This is a genomic window from Nocardia sp. CA-119907 (assembly GCF_050955995.1).
Classification (GTDB): domain Bacteria; phylum Actinomycetota; class Actinomycetes; order Mycobacteriales; family Mycobacteriaceae; genus Nocardia.
On the sequence record NZ_CP192091.1, the window covers coordinates 4938330 to 4956310 of the forward strand.

Annotated in this window: 15 protein-coding genes; 9 read left to right on the forward strand and 6 right to left on the reverse strand. The window is 67.3% G+C overall.

What is annotated here, in order from left to right:
* Nucleotides 1-168 precede the first annotated feature (168 nt).
* Nucleotides 169-1281: a methyltransferase gene (locus ACQP2D_RS21735; RefSeq protein WP_433677742.1), complete on the reverse strand. Its 1113-nt coding sequence runs from the start codon at nt 1279-1281 to the stop codon at nt 169-171.
* Between the two features lie 649 nt (nt 1282-1930).
* Here ACQP2D_RS21735 and ACQP2D_RS21740 point away from each other — a divergent pair.
* Nucleotides 1931-2560: a TetR/AcrR family transcriptional regulator gene (locus tag ACQP2D_RS21740; protein ID WP_433677743.1), complete on the forward strand. Its 630-nt coding sequence runs from the start codon at nt 1931-1933 to the stop codon at nt 2558-2560.
* Between the two features lie 16 nt (nt 2561-2576).
* Here the strand turns inward: ACQP2D_RS21740 and ACQP2D_RS21745 are convergent, their stop codons facing one another.
* On the reverse strand, nt 2577-3746 hold the full coding sequence (locus ACQP2D_RS21745; RefSeq protein WP_433677744.1) for a lipase family protein: 1170 nt from the start codon (nt 3744-3746) through the stop codon (nt 2577-2579).
* A 169-nt stretch (nt 3747-3915) separates the two neighbouring features.
* On the opposite strand from ACQP2D_RS21745, the gene ACQP2D_RS21750 reads away from it, so the two are divergent.
* On the forward strand, nt 3916-4629 hold the full coding sequence (locus tag ACQP2D_RS21750; RefSeq protein WP_433677745.1) for a dienelactone hydrolase family protein: 714 nt from the start codon (nt 3916-3918) through the stop codon (nt 4627-4629).
* Between the two features lie 12 nt (nt 4630-4641).
* On the opposite strand, the gene ACQP2D_RS21755 is transcribed toward ACQP2D_RS21750, so the two are convergent.
* The 3 genes from ACQP2D_RS21755 to ACQP2D_RS21765 are packed head-to-tail and all read right to left on the reverse strand — an operon-like array spanning nt 4642 to nt 6818.
* Nucleotides 4642-5424, reverse strand: a complete 783-nt coding sequence (locus tag ACQP2D_RS21755) for a crotonase/enoyl-CoA hydratase family protein (protein ID WP_433677746.1) — start codon at nt 5422-5424, stop codon at nt 4642-4644.
* Between the two features lie 30 nt (nt 5425-5454).
* Complete coding sequence (locus ACQP2D_RS21760) at nt 5455-6132, reverse strand: enoyl-CoA hydratase-related protein (protein WP_433677747.1); 678 nt, start codon at nt 6130-6132, stop codon at nt 5455-5457.
* Nucleotides 6129-6818, reverse strand: a complete 690-nt coding sequence (locus tag ACQP2D_RS21765) for a TetR/AcrR family transcriptional regulator (RefSeq protein WP_433677748.1) — start codon at nt 6816-6818, stop codon at nt 6129-6131. Before ACQP2D_RS21765 ends, ACQP2D_RS21760 begins: the two co-directional genes overlap by 4 nt.
* Before the next feature lie 230 nt (nt 6819-7048).
* Between ACQP2D_RS21765 and ACQP2D_RS21770 the strand changes: the two genes are divergently transcribed.
* Nucleotides 7049-7597 carry a TetR/AcrR family transcriptional regulator gene (locus tag ACQP2D_RS21770; protein WP_433677749.1) on the forward strand — a complete coding sequence of 183 codons (549 nt, stop codon included), beginning with the start codon at nt 7049-7051 and terminating at the stop codon, nt 7595-7597.
* Between the two features lie 15 nt (nt 7598-7612).
* Here the strand turns inward: ACQP2D_RS21770 and ACQP2D_RS21775 are convergent, their stop codons facing one another.
* A complete protein-coding gene (locus ACQP2D_RS21775; RefSeq protein ID WP_433677750.1) occupies nt 7613-9472 on the reverse strand; it encodes a Na+/H+ antiporter in 1860 nt (619 codons plus the stop codon).
* A 136-nt stretch (nt 9473-9608) separates the two neighbouring features.
* On the opposite strand from ACQP2D_RS21775, the gene ACQP2D_RS21780 reads away from it, so the two are divergent.
* The 6 genes from ACQP2D_RS21780 to ACQP2D_RS21805 all read left to right on the forward strand — a co-directional run bounded on the left by ACQP2D_RS21780 (nt 9609) and on the right by ACQP2D_RS21805 (nt 17305).
* Nucleotides 9609-10499: an alpha/beta fold hydrolase gene (locus ACQP2D_RS21780; protein WP_433677751.1), complete on the forward strand. Its 891-nt coding sequence runs from the start codon at nt 9609-9611 to the stop codon at nt 10497-10499.
* Nucleotides 10500-11000: 501 nt separating this feature from the next.
* Complete coding sequence (locus ACQP2D_RS21785) at nt 11001-11627, forward strand: TetR/AcrR family transcriptional regulator (RefSeq protein WP_433677752.1); 627 nt, start codon at nt 11001-11003, stop codon at nt 11625-11627.
* A gap of 146 nt (nt 11628-11773) precedes the next feature.
* A complete protein-coding gene (locus tag ACQP2D_RS21790; RefSeq protein ID WP_433677753.1) occupies nt 11774-12745 on the forward strand; it encodes an enoyl-CoA hydratase/isomerase family protein in 972 nt (323 codons plus the stop codon).
* 40 nt (nt 12746-12785) lie between these two features.
* Entirely contained in the window at nt 12786-15098 is a 2313-nt protein-coding gene (locus ACQP2D_RS21795) for a molybdopterin-dependent oxidoreductase (RefSeq protein ID WP_433677754.1), read from the forward strand.
* 219 nt (nt 15099-15317) lie between these two features.
* Nucleotides 15318-15704, forward strand: coding sequence for a hypothetical protein (locus tag ACQP2D_RS21800; RefSeq protein ID WP_433677755.1), 387 nt, complete (start codon nt 15318-15320; stop codon nt 15702-15704).
* A 491-nt stretch (nt 15705-16195) separates the two neighbouring features.
* A complete protein-coding gene (locus ACQP2D_RS21805; protein WP_433677756.1) occupies nt 16196-17305 on the forward strand; it encodes a hypothetical protein in 1110 nt (369 codons plus the stop codon).
* The last annotated feature ends 676 nt before the right edge of the window (nt 17306-17981 follow it).

Sequence of the window (17981 nt, forward strand, 5' to 3'; positions counted from 1 at the left end):
ATGTCCGACGGCGGGGTCTCCGAGCACGATCGCGCCGACGAGACGCGGCTCGCGTCCAGCACCTGCTGCAACTGCTGGCGAGTCACGTGCTCGCACGCCGCGCCGGCTGGGTCCGTCACCGGCGCGGACCGCGCCGTCGTGTCCTCGGACGTGACCGCAGCACCGTATCTAGTGGACCAGCCGCCACAGTGAGGTGACCTCCATGGCTCGGGCGGCATGTAGTGGATCACTGGTGTCTTTCGGGCGGGAATGCCTTGGTGTGGTGTCGATCCGATCCACCACGCGCAGACCCGCCGCTTCGATGGCGCACAGCAGTTCCGTACGGGTGCGCAGGTGCAGGCGTTCGGCGAGATCCGACAGGATCAGCCAGCCCTCGCCGCCCGGTTCGAGGTGGTCGGGGAGACCGGCGAGGAAGGCGCGCAACATGGTGCTGTCCGGGTCGTAGACGCCCTGCTCCACGGCGGAGGTCGGACGGGCCGGAAGCCATGGCGGATTGCAGATGACCAGATGCGCGCGGCCGTCGGGAAATAGGCCGGGGCCTTGCACATCGACGCGACCGGTGAGCGCGAGCCGGTCGAGATTGTCGCGGGCGCAGTCGAGCGCGCGCGGATTGATATCGGTGGCGAGGATGTGGTCGACGCCGCGGCGCGCCAGCACGGCCGCGAGCACCCCGGTTCCGGTGCCGAGATCGAAGGCGCTGCGATGCTCGACCGGCAGCGGTGCACGGGCGACCAGATCGACGTACTCACCGCGCACGGGGGAGAACACCCCGTAGTGCGGGTGGATCCGCGCGCCGAGAGCCGGTATCGGAACACCGTTTTCGCGCCATTGGTGTGCTCCGATCGCGCCGAGCAGTTCGGTGAACGCGACCATCATCGGCTCCCTAGGCGACCCATAGGCCTCGGTACACGCCTGCCGCACATCGGGTGCCCGCCGCAATGCCAGCGAATGATCGCGTTCCAGTTGCACGAGCAGTCTGCCGAGCACCCGGGCACGATGCCCGCGGGCGCGGCGGTACAGGTGAAAGGATTCGGCCGCACCCGCACCCGCGGGCACGGGTTTGCGATCGAGGCGGCGGCGCAGTGCGCGCAATAATTGGCGTGCGTTGTGAAAGTCGCCGCGCCACAGCAGCGCCGTCCCTTCGCAGGCCAGGCGGTAGGCGATAGCGGCACGGACGCGGTCGTCGACAACCGCGATTCGGGTGGGCATCGGCGCGGCGCTCTCGGAATGCCATCGGGCGCTGTGGTCGGTATCTGCTTCGGTCCAATGAATGGTCGACACAGGGGGTGCTCCTCGTGATCGGACGTGCGTTGGCACGGAGAGCACTTCGACGAGGAGTGGGAGATCGACCTGAGGCCGCCGGGTGGGCCGGAAGAGGACGGGCTAGCGGTCCCGCGTCGAAGCGCGAACGCAGCCGTCGCCGAGGACCATGCCGAGCGTCATGAGCAGCCCTTTCACCGGAATGTTCGTTCAAGCCTCGCACATTCGGCGCGGCCGGTGTCGCCCTGGGTCCATATCGACCGGCTGTGCATCATGCGCGGATCCCGCTGGCGGGCGAGGCTGCGCACCTGTTCGCACCGTGCGCTGACGCGGCCCCCAACCCCGAGGTGCCGCCGACGCGGCTTGGGTGGCCGCCGTCCACGCAGCCGAGCCGACAGCATATTGCGAGCGGGCGGTATGCGCACAACAGCCGAAATGGCACTGCGCAACCGCGATGTCTCGTCGAAAGGGTTGCGCCACAGGCGCGGCAGCGATCAGAGGATCCGGTTACCGCACGCGGTTGCGGCGCGGATCGCGACGTCGTGCAGCCCGGGGGGACGTGGCTGGCCAATGGCCTACGCCAAGCGTCCGTGCCGAGTCCGAGTGTGCGCGTTCTACTGACCAGCGGCAGCGGTCGATGGCCGAAATCTTTTCCCATAAGGTGATTTCGATGAACCCGCCCACCAGACGTCCCCGCCAGCCGCGGATGCTGCTCGAGGTCCGGCGTGAGCAGGTCCTCGACGCGGCGCTGCGGCTGGTGCACCAGGACGGGTACGGCGCGGTCACCATGGAGGCGGTCTCGCGCGCCGCCGACCTCGCCAAACCTCGTGTGTACGCGGCCTATCCGGGTGTCGAGCCACTCCTGCTCGCACTGTTCGAGCGGGCGGGCCAGCGTGCGCTGGCGACCTTGGCCGACGCGATGCCCGAATTGAGCGCCGACGCAGACTTCGACGACACTCTGCTCACCGCGATGACGAACCTGCTCCAAGCGGTCGCGGCCAGCCCGGAATCCTGGCGCCTACTGCTGCACCCGGCCGGTGACGCCCCCGCACAGGTTCGCGAACGTGCCGCCGCCGCAAGGGATTTGGCGCTCACCCGGGTACAGGCACTGATCGAGTGGGGCCGCGACCGCCGTCCTGGCCTGAGCGAACTCGATATCGAACTGACCGCGATCTCATTGCTCGCCATCGGTGAACGCGCCGCGCACCTGGTCCTCACCCGCCCCGAGCAGTTCACCGCCGAGCGCTACCAGCGCTTCGCGCACACGGTACTCGACCTGTTCGCGCCGCCACCACGCTGACCCCGGCTCGAAACGCTCAGGCGACGCCCATCCACTCGTCGATCCGATCGATCGCCCCGGGTGTGAACGCACAGCTGAGGTGGTCGCAGGGCAGCAGCGTCAGGGACACGTTCACTCCCGCGCTCTGCCACCGCTGCTGTAGCGCCTGTGCGCCCGCGACCGGAATCCATTCGTCGAATACGCCGTGCCACAGGTAGATCGGCATCGTCGGTGTCAGCCCACCGGCCTTGGTCTCGCGGTAGATCCGCTGGGTGACCTCGGCTTGGTACGGGTCGACCTTGGTCAATGAGCGCAGCGGTATCGGCGCGGCACCGAGCAGCGCGGCACTGGAGCACAGGTTCTTGCTCTCGCGTGCGGTCTGCACGCCGGTCGCGTTGAGCAGATCCAGCGCGCCCGGCGTCACCCGGGCCACACCGAGCGCCGCCATCAGATACAGCGCCGAGGCGGGCGGTTTCCCGTCCATGGTCGCGCGCAACAGACTCAGATCGGCGGGCGTGCCACCGGCGGCGGCACCGAGCATCCGCAACTCGGGGGCATAGCTCGGCTGCAGTTGCGCCGCCCATACGGTGGCGATCGCGCCGCCGCTGTAGCCGATCATCGTGGTGGGGCTGCCCGCCAGCGCGGCCGCCGGAAACTGCAGCGCCGCACGGATTCCGTCGAGTACCTCGCGTGCCTGGGTCGGCCCGTGCGCGTAGGCCATCTTCGGTCCCTGATAGTCGGTCATGACGACCGCGTAACCACGCGAGAGCAATTGGCGGGTGATATCGGGCGCCTCGATGGAGACTTCATGGGTCAGCTGGTAGGACGGATTACACTTCAGCCCGACGCTGTCGATGGCGTAGTTGTTGCTGACGACCCGCCCGTTCCACGCCTTCGGTTTCATGACGGTGGTGATCGCGGCGATCGAAATGCCGTCGGCGGCAGTGGTTTTGAACCACACCTGCCAGGCATCGAAGTCCGAGGTCGCCGCCAGCGGCGGCAGAATCCGCACCGATCGCGACGACAGGATGGTGCCGTTGGCCAGACCATCGGTCAGGAAATGCTGATCGAGATAGGCGTCGCCGGTCGGGTCGGGATCGAAACTGGAATAGTCGCCGGTATCGGCCGCGACGACGGTGGAGGCCGCGAATACGGTGAGTACGAAGGCGATCGCGACCGATATCGCGCGCCACGGTGGCCGAGACAACAACAGGTCACCTTTCGATCGAACGACGCGCTGAGGTTAAACCACCCCGACGCCCCAGGGACCGGAATTTCACTATCAACTCCGAGAATTCACGCCGTGCGTTCGAGCGCGCCACGCGATAGCCACCGCGTGGCTGTACACGTCTGAGACAGTGGCATACATTCTGGTCATGAACACCATCGAGCTGGACGCGCCGGACGGCACTCTCGAGGCGATCCTGGCCCGCCCGACCGGGAACGGGCCGTGGCCCGGTGTCGTGGTGATCCACGATGGCGTCGGCTTCGGCCCCGATATCCGCACCAATGTCGAAATGCTTGCCGACTACGGCTATCTCACCATCGCCCCGAACCTGTTCGCCAACGGCCGGGTGCGCTGCATCCGCGCGGTGATGCGCTCGCTGATCCGCACCGGTGCGAGTCCGGCGATCCGGGAGGTCCTGGCCGCCCGCGACCGGCTCGTCGCCGACCCCGACTGCACCGGTAAGACCGCGGTCATCGGCTTCTGCATGGGCGGCGGTTTCGCATTGCTCACCGCGCCCATGGGTTTCGACGCGGCCGCGCCGTTCTATCCGGGTCTCTACGGCGACTACCGCGCCCAGCTCGAGGGCGCCTGTCCGGTGGTGGCCAGCTACGCCCAGCTCGATCCCTCACTCATCGGCGCGGGCCGCAAACTCGACCGCGCGCTCACCGAACTCGGTGTCGAACACGACATCAAGACCTACCCGGGCACCATGCACGGTTTCGCGAATCTCTTCGCCATCGACCCGGTCCTGCGGGTCACCGGCCTCGGCTATGACGAGGACGCCACCCGTGATGCCTGGCATCGCATCTTCGCCTTCTTCGACAGGCACCTCACCGACGGTGCTGCGGGCGGCTCGGAGTAAGCGGGCGAATCGTCATTCCCCACGCCATTGCGGCGCACGCTTCTCGGCGAAGGCGCGCGGACCTTCGAGCGCGTCCTTGCTGGTGAAGATCGGGGCTGCCTCCCGGAAACTCATCTCCCAGATCGGGTTGTCCCATTCGGAGCCGAACTCGTTGACGCGGTGCATGATCCGCTTGGAAGCTCGCACCGACAGCGGCGCGTTGGCGGCGATCGTTTCGGCGAGCTCCATTGCCGCGGGCAGTACCCGCTCGGCCGGGACGACCCGGTTGACCAGCCCCCAGTGCGCGGCCGCGGTGGCATCGATCGGGGTTCCGGTGAGCACCATCTCATGGGCGATCTTGGGCGGGATCTGGCGCGGCAGCCGCAGTACCCCGCCCGCGGCGGCGAACAGGCCGCGGGACACCTCGGGCAGTCCGAGGTGGGCGTCGGCGCTCATGACCGCGAGATCGCAGGCCAGCACGATCTCGGTGCCGCCGCCGAGGGCGAATCCGTTGACGGCGGCGATGAGCGGTTTATCGACGAAATGCTGGACCAGACCGGCGAATCCGTACTCCGGGTGCTGCGGATCGTGAATGCCGTTGCCGCGCGCCAATTCCTTGAGGTCGGCGCCCGCGCAGAACGCGCGACCGGCTCCGGTGATCACCCCGGCCCGCAGGTCTCGATCGGCCGCCAACTCCTCGAGTGCCGCACCAACGGCGATCGAGAGCACGGCGTTCACCGCATTCATCGCCTCGGGCCGGTTCAGGGTGATGATCGCGATGTGGCCCTCGCGGTGCAGGGTGGCGGCGTCGGTCATAGCGGGCTCCTCGGTCGGCTGCTTGCCAACCTATCGGGGCGCAATGGTTGACGAGGCGGTCTCGGTCAGCTTGGTGACGACCGGCCCGAACATGGTGTTCTTGATCGCGCCGAGCGTCCCGGGATCCTTGGCGCCGAGGGGGGCGAGCAGCGCGAGGGCCTCGGTGGTGACCGCGCCTTCGCCCGCGGTGGCGTCGACTATATCGAGCGCCCTGGCGTCGACGCCACCGAAGCGGCGACCGGTGGTCATCGAGGCGACCGCGGCCTTGGGTGTCAGCTTGGACTGGATCAGCGCGGCCATGCCCGGGGTGAACGGAATGTGGATATCGACCTCGGGCAGGCAGAAGTAGCCCCGGTCGCCACGCATCACGCGGTAGTCGTGGGCCATGGCGAGCATGGCGCCCGCACCGAAGGCGTGGCCGGGCAGTGCGGCGGCGGTGGGGATGGGCAGGGTGAGTACCCGGGCGAACAGTGCCTGCACCTGGCCGATGTACCACTGGTGGCGCTCACCGTTGGCGACCAGCCAGTCCAGGTCGAGGCCGTTGGAGTAGAACTTGCCGCTCGCGGTGGTCACCAGCGCATCGGCGCCCTCGGCGAGCACGGCGTCGAGGTCGGCGTTGACCGATTCGAGAAAGGCCGGGGTGAAACGGTTTTCGTCCGCACCCAGGTCCAGGACGGCGATCTTCTCGTGGTAGCTCAGTGTGCTCATGATGTTCCTTCGTCGGGGTTGGGTTTCGAGGTTCGGTCGGGTGGCCCCACGTCGAGCACCGCGCGAACGGCGGCTCGCAGATGTTGGCGGGCAATGGGTTCGGCGATCCGGTTGCGGCGCAGCAGGATGGCGGTCGGCAGATCGACGACGCAGGTGGTGATCACATCGACCGCGGCGCCGTCGCCCCGGCCCCACAGCGCGCGCGACAGGCGAATGATCAGTCCCACCAGCGCGTCATCGGTTCCGGCGAGTTCAGCCGCAACCTGGTCGGGCAGTTCGTCGCCGAGCAGTTCGTCGCGCGAGACGGTCAACAGCAATTTCGACGAATCCGGGAACTGCCGCGCGAATTCGACCGGGGTCTCGGCCGCGGCGAGTACCGCCGCGACGACCTCCGGCGAATGCGTGGCACCCCGGCCGTTCGATGCACTCGGGGCAATCACCGCGGATGCCCCGAGGTGCGCCTCGACCAGGTCCATCTGCATGGTCAGATATCGCCGCGCGGCCCGTAACCAGCTGCGGCTCAACAGTTCCGCGCGCGAGCCGAAGGTGTGATAGATCGCGCCGTTGGACACTCCGGTCGCGGCGGCGACGGCGCGGATGGTGACCGCCGCCGGACCCGAGCGCACGGCCAGCGACTCCGCGGCATCGAGCACGGTGTCGGGATCGTGGGTCCGGGGGCGGGGCATGCCACGACTATAACAGAGCGTTTGCTCTGTAATGAAATCGCGGGGATTCCGCATCGCGCTGGCAAACTCTGTTCGACTCCGCCACTGCATGTTTCGCCCGGTCACGGGTATCTTCGTGGGGTGGCGACGCTATCCCATAGACTTCGCTACGTTCCAGCGCGACGGCAATACGATGAGGTACTGTCTGGTCCTCCCGCCCCTGCCCGCACGAACAGAAACGGCGCCTGCGAATGTCACGAGTGGTCACCAAGGAGCAGTATTTCGACACCGCTCTGGAGGTCCTCGCCGAACTCGGCTTCAAAGGCCTCAATATCGGCGTGCTGTGCCGCCGTCTCGGGGTCACCAGCGGCTCGTTCTACCATCACTTCGGCAGCTGGCAGGGCTTCGTGGACGCATTGCTCGAGCACTGGGAGAACCGCCAGGTCGTCATCCTGCGCACGCTGAACTTCAACCAGGGCAATCCCGATGACGATATCCGCGCCATGTCCGACCTGGCCTCGGGTCTGCATCACGCCGCCGAGGCCGCGATCCGCGCCTGGGCCGCCAATGACGAATCGGTCAATCTCGCGCTCAAGCGGGTCGACGAATCGCGCCGCCGCACCGTACACAAGGCCATCAAAGGCGTTGTGGGCAACGATGAGACCACCGCAGTGGTCACCGCGCTCGGTATGTCGATGCTGATCGGCTACCAGCAGATCGCCGCGGGCGGGGAGGATATTTCGCTGGACCAACTCCTGGCCGAGTACGCACGGTTGATCTATTCGCACGCCCGCCGGTGAGCTAGCGGTACGACGCTAGCCGAGCAGCTCGTCCACATAGCACCACCGCCACGCCTCACCCGGCTCGACGCTGCGCATCACCGGATGCCCGGTGCCGCCGTAGTGCTTGGTCGCGTGATTGCCCACCGAGGAGTCACAGCAGGCAATGTGCCCGCAGGACAGGCACATTCGCAGATGTACCCAAGTCAGCCCCTCGGCCAGGCATTCCTTGCATTCATCGGGTTCGTTCGGCTCGAGCAGCAGCGGCGCGGCCTGCAGATGTTCGCACGAGTCGGCGGCCACGGGCGCGGCCAGCGGTTCGACGCGCTCCTCCTCGGTTTCGTCGAAGCGGTCGATCATCGATTCCTCGAGGTCGAGCCGGGACAGCACATACTGCAGGATCTCGTAGTCCGCACCGCCGGAATCCCGCACGCGCAGTACCGTTTCCCGTTCCGCGCGCAGCATCTCGAGTCGCAGCCGCCGATATTCCGCGGTCGGTGTCGCCAATTCCGATTCCGAACGGCCGAGCCGTTCCCAGGCCGCGTTGGTCCTGCCCGTGACCCGATCACGCAGGCTCTCGACAACCGCCGGCGGTGTATCCGGGGTGATGTGTTTTTCCAGTTCGGCGAGTCCGGCCGCGGTGGCCTGTTGTAACAGATTCGCCTTCTGCAGCGCGTTTTCCGCGCGACTGGGTCCGCGCACGTGCAGCCGTCGCACCACCCACGACAGCGAAGTCCCTTGCAGCAGTAGCGTTCCCGCGACCACGACGAGCGCGAGCAGCTTGAGCACCGGCAGCTGCGGGGTGCCGGCTGGCAGCAGCAGCACCGCGGCCAGGGTGACCACCCCGCGCATCCCCGCCCACGACACCACCAGCGGATGACTCAGCGGCACATCGGCATTCGACAAGCCGAGCTTGCGCGAGAGCACCGTTACCGGAAACACCCACAGCGGCCGCGACAGCATCGCCGCCAGCATGACCGCCACCGCCGCCACGATCAGAGTGCGGTGATCGAGTCCGCTGCCCCACGCGCCCTCGATGATCGCGCGCATCTGCAATCCGATGATCAGGAAGACGACGCTCTCCAGAATGAACTGGATGGTGCGCCAATTGGTGCGCTCGGCGATCCGGGAGGCGGCGCTCTGCCATACCGGCGCACCGTGGCCCAGAACCATGCCGCAGGTCACCACCGCGATCACACCGGAGGCCTTGATGCCCTCGGCGGGCAGGTAGGCAACGAAGGGTGCCAGAAACGACAGCGTGGTGTCCAGCACCGGATCGGTGATCCGCCGCCGCAGCATCGCGAGCAGATAGGCGACCACGATGCCGACCGCGGCACCGCCGCCCGCCGCGAGCAGGAAGTCACCACCGGCCTTCCACACCGACGCCGTCCCGGCGGCCGCCGCGATCGCGGTGCGCACCGTCACCAGCGCGGTCGCGTCGTTGAACATCGACTCGTCCTCGAGGATGGTGACGATCCGGCGCGGCATGCCGATGCGGCGCGCGATCCCGGTCGCGGCCACCGCGTCCGTCGGGGCGACCACCGCCCCCAATGCGACCGCGACCGCGAACGGCACCGGCAGCAGCCACCACACCACCGCCGCGACCGCGAACGTGCTGAACAGCACCAGTCCCACCGATAACAGCGCGATGGTGCGCGCATTGGCCCGGAAATCGACCAGCGAGGTGCGGATCGCGGAGGTGTAGAGCAGCGGCGGCAGGAATCCGAGCAGAATCATCTCCGGATCCGGATGGACCTCGGGCACGTGCGGCAGATACGACGCGACCACCCCGGCCAGCGTCAATACCAGCGGTTCGGATATCCCGAACCGTCGCGCGAGCGCCGCAAGCGACGCCGCCGACGCGACTAGAACAACCAGGCCGATCGCGACATGCACGTTGGCATTCTCGCAGAGCAAGCTCCCGGCCCAAAAAGACCGCACGGTACGTGACACGGACAGTCAGGTCGGTTCCCCGGAACGGCTGTGGCGGTAGCGTTCGCGCGCAATAGTTGTCGGCACGAAGGAGGTAGACATGGAAGAGTTTGCGTCCTGGCGGGCGAGCGGGCGACGCCACACCCACCGCGGCCACCAGATCTTCTGGCAGGACAGCAGCGGTAGCGGCGACGGAAATCTGCTCTGCATCCACGGATTTCCCACCGCGTCCTGGGATTGGCATGCGCTGTGGCCGGGTCTGCGCGAGCACTTCGCCCGGGTGATCGCACCGGATATGATCGGCTTCGGCTGGTCGGCCAAACCCCGCAACTACGCCTACCGGATCGCCGATCAGGCCGATATCCACGAGAACCTGCTGCGCGAGCAGGGGATCTCGCGCGTGCACATCCTGGCCCACGACTATGGCGATACCGTCGCCCAGGAGTTGCTGGCCCGCGATGCGCAACGCCGCGTCGACCGCGACGACTCGCTGGTGATCGAATCGGTATGCCTGCTCAACGGCGGGCTGTTCCCGGAGACCCACCGGGCTCGAGTGGTGCAGAAGCTGCTGGCCAGTCCGCTCGGACCGCTGATCGGGGTGTTCGGCACCGAACGGGTCTTCCGCAGCAACCTCGCCGCGGTCTTCGGACCCGACACCCGCCCCAGCACCGCCGAACTGGACCAGTTCTGGATCCTGTGGTGCAGCAAGCACGGGAAGAGCAATGGGCACAAGCTGATTCGGTATATGGGCGAGCGCAAGGCGAACCGGGAACGCTGGGTGGGCGCGCTGCGCGATACGCCGGTCCCGGTCCGGCTGATCGACGGACTGCTCGACCCGGTCTCCGGTGCGCATATGGTTCGTCGCTATCGCGAGCTGATTCCGAATCCGGACGTCGTGGAGCTGCCGAAGGTCGGTCACTATCCGCAGCTCGAAGCCCCCGAAGAGACCTTGGCGGCGGTGCTGGAGTTCCACGCCAGCCACGTGAGGTAGGACGTCGTCGCTCCAGCCCGCCGATCTCGCCGGGGTTGCAGCGGGTTTGCCGTACAGCATCCCGGAGTCTCTCAGTCGGAGAGTCGACCGACGGGCGATCGTGTACCGCGTCCGTCGCCATAGCGGTCTGGGGCGAGGGTGACCATGTTCGGCACGGTCGCCGCCCCGCCACCGCGGCCGGCATGCCCATTCGGCGGCGACGGTGCCGGTCTGCGGTGCGATCTCGGTCTCCTACGCCCTCTACATCGGCGTGGACGTGGACCCGATCCATTTGCGCTATGGCCGCACGATGCCGCCCACCTGCGCGCACGATATCGAAGACGTACGGTCTACCTCGGCATTGCCGCACCGGTGCCGGGATCGACGAGCAGCGCTACCGCAATGGACTGCCCAACGGTTCGATATCGGCTGATCGGCCGGCGGCATCGTCACCAGCCCAGGTGAATCCCGCAGCGGCATTCGAGCAGCCCACGATTATGGGGTGTCCCATACCATGGCTACATGGCAGCGACACGCCGATCGAATAAGGATGCACCGGCGCGCCCACGGGTGCGGGACGCGCGGCGGCGGATGATCGAGGGCACCATCGAATCCCTGCGTATCCACGGCGCGAGCGCTACCAGTGTGGACCGGGTGCTGGCCAGTACCGGCGCGCCGCGCGGTTCGGTCTATCACCACTTTCCCGGCGGTCGCACCCAGCTGATCTCCGATGCCCTGACCGCGGCCGGTGGCTCGATGTCGGAATTCATCGAGACGATCACTCGCGATAACGACCCGATGGTCGCCCTGGACATGTTCGTCGCGCTATGGCGGCGGACCCTCATCGACAGCGATTACCGCGCGGGCTGCCCGATCTTCGCCGTCGCCGTCGAAACCAATGACGACGCACCGGAATTCGCCACGGCCGCCGCGGCGATCTTCGCCCGCTGGAATACCGCCCTGACCGACCTGCTGGTCCGCCACGGCCTGGACCCGGCGCGCTCGCGCCGCATGGCCACCCTGACGGTCGCCGCCGTCGAGGGTGCGATCGCTCTGTGTCGGGTCGAACGCGATACGGCCCCGCTCGAGGACACCGTCCGCGAACTCCAGTCGCACCTCGCCGCCACCATCGGCACTCCCGGCCCATAGCCGCAGGTCGCGGCGACCCAGCGCGCCGATCGATCGGCAGCGCGTCTTGACATCCAGATTATGGTGGAGACCATAATCAGTGCCGGGTACGCAGCGAGAAGGTTTCACCGCGCCCGTCGCCGATGCGCCGACCCGAGGAGACGCCGATGTCGCGAGCAACCGAGCTCGACCTGGAGACGATCGACCTGGCCCGCAACGGGAGAGTGCTCACCGCGACCATCGTCGCGCCGCCGCTGAACTTCGTCACCCCCGCCGTCGTGCGCGATCTGGATCTGCTCACCACGGCCGCCGATACCGATGACACGGTCGGCGCGATCGTGCTCACCGGCGGGCTGCCGGGACGCTTCCTCACCCATGCGGATCCGAGCGCACTGACCGGCATGCTCGCGATGCCGCATCCGTTCCTACCGGCCCGCGCGCTCGCGCCGCTGATTCCGGTGCTCAATACCGGCCTGCGGGTGCCGGGCGCGGCGCGGATGCTGGAGCGTTTCGGCGGCGGCCTCGGCACCGGCATGGTGTGGGGCCATCGCTGGAAGCGAACGACCATGCGCATGAACCGATCTCGCGTGGTCTACCTCGCCGCCATCAACGGTCCGGCCCTCGGCGGTGGCCATGAGATCGCCCTTGCCTGCGATATCCGCTATGCCGCCGACGCCGACCACGTCAAGCTCGGCCAGATCGAGTCCATCGCCGATCTGATCCCCGGCGGCGGTGGCACCCAGCGCCTGCCGCGGCTGATCGGTGCGGCCAAAGCGATCGAACTGACCCTGGAAGGCGCACCGCTGAGCGCGCAGGAGGGCCTGCGCCTGGGACTGGTGCACCGCCTGACCGCCGAGGACGATCTACTCGCCGAAACCAGGGCCACCGCCGCCCGGCTGGCCGCGCGCAACCCGGTCGTCATCAAAGAACTCAAACGCGCGATCTACTTCGGCACCGAAAAGTCGCTGTCGCGCAGCCTGAACCACGAACTCGCCGCCTTCCTGTCCACCGGCAGCAGTAAGGCCGCCACCCGCACCCAGGACGCCTTCTTCGACGATTTCGCCCGCCTCGGCGATACCCCGTTCCTCGCCGATCCCAAGGCATGGATCGACGGCACGCGCGTCGACCAGACCAGTTGACGCGCTACCGCGCCGACCCACACCGACCTACAGGAGCAGTATGAGCACCGCCGCGCAGCAAGGCAGCCGAGTCCAACCAGCCGATCCCGGCACTGTCGAGCGGTCGAAGCGCGAGCACGCCAATGCCGCTACCGCACAAGAGCAGTGGCACAAGACGGCCTGCATTCTGTGCGAGAACAACTGTGGGCTGCTGATCCAACTCGACGGTCGCAGCTTCGCCAAGATCCGCGGCGATAAGGACCACGTCGCCTCCGCCGGATACACCTGCAACAAGGCGCTGCGCTTGGACCACTACCAGAACGGCGGCACCCGCCTGACCGCTCCGCTGCGCCGCGAGGCCGACGGCAGTTTCACCGAAATCGATTGGGATACCGCGATTTCCGAGGTCGCCGCGCGTCTGTCGGCGGTCAAGAAAACGCACGGCGGCGAGAAGATCTTCTTCTACGGCGGCGGGGGACAGGGTAACCACCTCGGCGGCGCCTACAGCGGCGCGCTGCGTCGGGCACTGGGCAGCCGCTACCGCTCCACCGCGCTCGCACAGGAGAAGACCGGCGAGAGCTGGGTCGACGCGCATCTGACCGGCGGCCACACCACCGGCGACTTCGAACATGCCGAGGTGTCGGTATTCCTGGGCAAGAACCCCTGGCAGTCCCACGGTGTGCCACGCGCACGCACGATATTGCAGCAGATCGCCAAGGATCCGGCCCGCACCATGATCGTGCTCGATCCGGTGCGCACCGAAACCGCCGATCTGGCCGATATCCACCTGCAGGTCCGCCCCGGTACCGACGCGTGGTGCCTGGCCGCGCTGCTGGCGATCCTGGTCCAGGACGATCTGCTCGACCACACCTTCATCGCCGAACACCTCGACCAGCTCGACGCCGTCACCGCCGTGCTCCGCGATATCGATGTCGCGGCCTACGCCCAAACCTGCGGTGTCCCGGTCGAACTCCTGCGCACCACCGCGCACCGGATCGGTACCGCGAGCAGTGTGGCCACCTATGAGGATCTCGGCGTCCAGCAGAGCCCCAACAGCACCCTGATCTCCTATCTGAACAAGCTACTCTGGCTGCTCACCGGAAACTTCGCCAAACCCGGTGCCATGCAACCACATTCGTGGATGGCCCCACTGGCGGGCTATAGCCGCGACATCAAACGCAGCCCGGTCACCGCCGCGCCCATCCTCGGCGGCATGGTCCCGTGCAACTCGATCGCCGAGGAAATCCTCACCGACCACCCCGACCGGTTCCGGGCGATGATCATCGAATCCGCCAATCCCGCACATTCGCTGGCCGATTCGGCCAGCTTCCGCGCCGCACTCGACGCACTGGATCTGGTCGTGGTCATCGACGTCGCGCTCACCGAAACCGCACGTCACGCCGACTATGTGCTGCCCGCGGCCAGCCAGTTCGAGAAGTGGGAGGCCACCTTCTTCAATCTGGAGTTCCCGCACAACACTTTTCATCTGCGCGCGCCGGTGCTCGACCCGCTGCCCGGCACCCTGCCCGAACCCGAGATCTATGCCCGCCTGATCCGGGAACTGGGCACCGTCGGCCGCACCCCACTGGCCGTGCTGCGCACCGCCGCCAAACTCGGCCGCCGCCCCTATGCCTTGGCCTTTGCCGCATTACTCGCCCTGGACAAGAAGATCGGCGGGCTCGCCCCCTATCTGCTCTATGAAACGCTCGGCCCGACCCTGCCCGATGGGGCGCGCTCCGCCGCGGTGCTGTGGGCGCTCGCGCAGCGGGTCGCCAGGGTGCATCCGGCCGCCATGCGGCGCGCGGGCCACGCCGATGCCGACGCGCTGTTCGACGCCATTCTCGCGGGCCGCTCCGGGGTCACCTTCACCGTCGATGACTATCCGGACGCCTGGGGTTACCTGCCGCAGCCGCGAATCCCCTTGGCAATCCCGGAATTGCTGCACGCCCTGCGCGAACTTCCCAGCACCCCGGCCACGCACACCACCGCCGAATTCCCGTTCGTCCTGGCCGCGGGTGAACGTCGCTCCTTCACCGCCAACACCATCTTCCGCGACAACAGCTGGCGCCGCCGCGACCCCGAAGGCGCACTGCGCCTCAACCCCGCCGACGCCGATGCCCTCGGCCTGGCCACCGGCGACCACGCCCGCATCACCACCCGCCGCGGCAGCGCTGTCGCCGCCGTCGAGATCAACGACCGCATGCAGCCCGGTCACGCGTCACTGCCCAACGGACTCGGCCTCGACCTGCCCGACGGCACCCGCACCGGAGTGGCCGCCAACGAACTCACCGATGCCGCCTGGCGCGATGCGATTGCCGGAACGCCGTGGCACAAACACGTTCCTGCGCGCATCGAACCGCTGCAAGACGCGTAGCCGCCAGTCCGTGGGGCGTCGGTCGGCAGGTGCCGGTCTGGTCTGGACGCGTCGGTCGGCGCGGCGTCGGTTCCGCACCGGATTCCGCTCGACGGGCGGGCCATTCGCGCGGGTCCACCGAACGCCGCCCAGGTGCGGGTCACGCTGAGCGGCGCCTGGGTTGGGCGCTCGTCATGCTCCAGTGCTTTCGTGCATATGGCGGCACCGTAGAGTCGGCGCATGGTTTTTCAGCTCGAGCTGCAACCTGCCCCACCCCTGCACCTGACGCCGCAATGCGTGGTGCACACCGGAACCGTGCGACTATTCGAGACCGGGACACTCATCCACACCTCCGGCGCACCCGCCGAGCGGTTCGGCTTCTTCCTCCCCAACACCCACCCCCTGCCCGAGGACGCGCTCGAACCACGACTCTGGGCGGAGATGCATCTGATGACCGCCATCGCCCCCTCCGCGTCCGGCAACTTTCCCTTCGGGGTCGCCCACGCACACGCGGCCTACGTCCCCGACCCCCGCCACGCCCTGCACCGCTGGCTGCACCTGACCGCCGCCGCCCACCCGGCCCGCGAGGTCCGCCTCGGCTACCGCATCACCGTCCAATCGCCATAGCCCGCCACATCGCTGCCCATTCGCATCGGCCCGGGCAGTCCTCCACCCGAGTACAGACAACGACATCACCTGAGGCCGTGTCGGTTCCCGAGGCCGGACCGCACCGCCGATCTCACTATCTGCCGGTCAACCGGCCAGCACTCGCGAGCCATCTTCGAGGTCGCTGGGCCGGTTACGCAGGAAGATGGCGTCGTAGGAGTAGTGCGCGATCAGATCGTCTCCGGACACCGAGACAATCGCCATATCGTCCACATCCCAGGCCTCGAGCCGCGATCGGCCTTCGCCCGAAAGGGCTGTGTGAACTGGATTTCCGAGTTGTGCACGGATGGGCGCCGCGAGCCGACCTAGGGAAACCGTGTCCGGGAGCCGTGCTCTGCTGCTGTCGGATGCGCTGCTGAGGCAATCGCTCGTGGGGACATGGGGTCGATACCGGTGGGACACAATTGGATCGATCAACCTTTGTACGTGTGTGGACAGTAGGGAAGCTCGGTATGGCTAGAAAATTGCACTACGTCGGAACGCTGCCCGCGGAGTTGGTGACGAGTGATCGCGTTGTGATGGAGTGGGTCGTCGACCATAGCGAGGGTCACGCGGTGACCGCGGTCCCCCGAGATCTGGATCCGGACTGGATCATGGAGTACCTGCTGACACGCAAGGACCAGGATGTGTTCGAGGTCAGGCAGCAGGGGGAGTACGCCGATTACAGCGACTTCCCGTCCTACGGTCTGCGCTCGGGACATACGCTGGAGCGGCAGCATGTGAGCATGGATCGGATCGACCGGATCGGTGAGGTCGTCGACGCATTCAACGCGTTGCAGGGCGACCGGGCGGAGCTGGGGGCCACGAAAGTACAGATCAGCCAACCCAATCCGCTGGATCTGGCCATGTTCGTATTCGCAGGTGCGGCAGTCTCGAACGGGTTTCCCCTCGGAAGAGCGCTACGCCGCTCGGGTCTGTTCATCGCGGCGCTTCGGCATCTGCCCGTGTTCACTGACGCGGTGCTCGAGGAGATGAGGACCGTCATCGCACAGCACGGTGACCGTGTCGTGTTCCAACTCGAATCCCCTCTCGCGCTGCTGAGCATGGTGAAAGCGCAGCAGTTGCACTCGCAGTGGGCGATCGCCCCGCTGGTCGCGCGACAGCTCGCCGGCGTGATCGGGCGGATGCACGAGATCGCCGCCGACATTGTGGTGCACCTGTGTTACGGCGACTACAAGCACAAAAGCTTGCTGTCACCGCGCGATCTCGCCCCTGCGGTGAACCTTCTCAACACGACTGCGCGACAGCTGAACAGGCGCGGCGTCCCGCTGCCGCCCGTGCACATTCCCTGTGCGTACGGTGCCGAGCCGGCACCGCAGGATCCCGCCTTCTATGCGCCGTTGCGCAGACTCGATCCGGGCTGGCGGCTGATCGCGGGTGTCGTTTCGCTGGACTCCGCCGAGGACAGCGCCCGCGCGCTGACGCATTTCGAACAGGCCTCCGGCCGAACCGCTTACGGGGTCGGCACCGCATGCGGGCTCGGCCGATGCAGTGCCGAGGACGCGGCACACGCGGCCGCGAACATGATCGCCGTAGCGGTCGCCGACGAAACGCACGGCTAGCGGCGTCGGCCGAGCACGGATCGCGCGGTCCGGGAGCGGGCGCTGTGCGCGAGCCCGGGCGGCGCGATCGAGCACACCCTCCGCGAGGACGGCGGGTGTGCGTCGGTGTCGTGCCACATGTGTCGATCTCTCGTTACACCCGCGGCTCCGATACAGCGCTGTCGGACAACAGGATTGGCCTTCGGCTCGATCCGAACCACCGGTGCAACGTGTCAATCCAGTTGTCGCGCTGGGTGATCCGACGCCGATGCAAGCGGTCACCCTCACGTAGCTGGACTACCGCCCGGTAACGGGCTCCGCCGCATGGCTATCCGCGCGCGAAGGACCGTCACCCAGAGCTGGCCGAGCTCCGAGACGACGTTCACCGCCACAACGATTCTGGATGGAACGAGTCGTGTGCTGCGAGGGCCCGCCGTAGTCTGAATACCGTAGGGAGAGTGAGGTGATGACGTACGACTTCGATGATCACCGCCTGGCCGAGCCATTACATTCCCAGCTGCGATACCGCCTAGCTGGCTAAATAGCCTTCCCCCGCAACGGTTTCTGCGCCGACCGCGCCGTCTTGTTCGGAGCGTCGCCTGTCACATCGAGTGACGACGGTTAAGCGTGAATGTCTCGTTCGGGGATTTCAGCGACTCCTCAGTCACCGCGAATTCGACCTCGGACGCGTGCCGAA

What these genes read in the sequence shown, in the direction of transcription:
- ACQP2D_RS21740 (WP_433677743.1), top strand. Translation starts at nt 1,931, where the DNA reads ATGAACCCGCCCACCAGACGTCCCCGCCAGCCGCGGATGCTGCTCGAG.
- ACQP2D_RS21750 (WP_433677745.1), top strand. Translation starts at nt 3,916, where the DNA reads ATGAACACCATCGAGCTGGACGCGCCGGACGGCACTCTCGAGGCGATC.
- ACQP2D_RS21755 (WP_433677746.1), bottom strand. Translation starts at nt 5,424, where the DNA reads ATGACCGACGCCGCCACCCTGCACCGCGAGGGCCACATCGCGATCATC.
- ACQP2D_RS21760 (WP_433677747.1), bottom strand. Translation starts at nt 6,132, where the DNA reads ATGAGCACACTGAGCTACCACGAGAAGATCGCCGTCCTGGACCTGGGT.
- ACQP2D_RS21765 (WP_433677748.1), bottom strand. Translation starts at nt 6,818, where the DNA reads ATGCCCCGCCCCCGGACCCACGATCCCGACACCGTGCTCGATGCCGCG.
- ACQP2D_RS21770 (WP_433677749.1), top strand. Translation starts at nt 7,049, where the DNA reads ATGTCACGAGTGGTCACCAAGGAGCAGTATTTCGACACCGCTCTGGAG.
- ACQP2D_RS21780 (WP_433677751.1), top strand. Translation starts at nt 9,609, where the DNA reads ATGGAAGAGTTTGCGTCCTGGCGGGCGAGCGGGCGACGCCACACCCAC.
- ACQP2D_RS21785 (WP_433677752.1), top strand. Translation starts at nt 11,001, where the DNA reads ATGGCAGCGACACGCCGATCGAATAAGGATGCACCGGCGCGCCCACGG.
- ACQP2D_RS21790 (WP_433677753.1), top strand. Translation starts at nt 11,774, where the DNA reads ATGTCGCGAGCAACCGAGCTCGACCTGGAGACGATCGACCTGGCCCGC.
- ACQP2D_RS21795 (WP_433677754.1), top strand. Translation starts at nt 12,786, where the DNA reads ATGAGCACCGCCGCGCAGCAAGGCAGCCGAGTCCAACCAGCCGATCCC.
- ACQP2D_RS21800 (WP_433677755.1), top strand. Translation starts at nt 15,318, where the DNA reads ATGGTTTTTCAGCTCGAGCTGCAACCTGCCCCACCCCTGCACCTGACG.
- ACQP2D_RS21805 (WP_433677756.1), top strand. Translation starts at nt 16,196, where the DNA reads ATGGCTAGAAAATTGCACTACGTCGGAACGCTGCCCGCGGAGTTGGTG.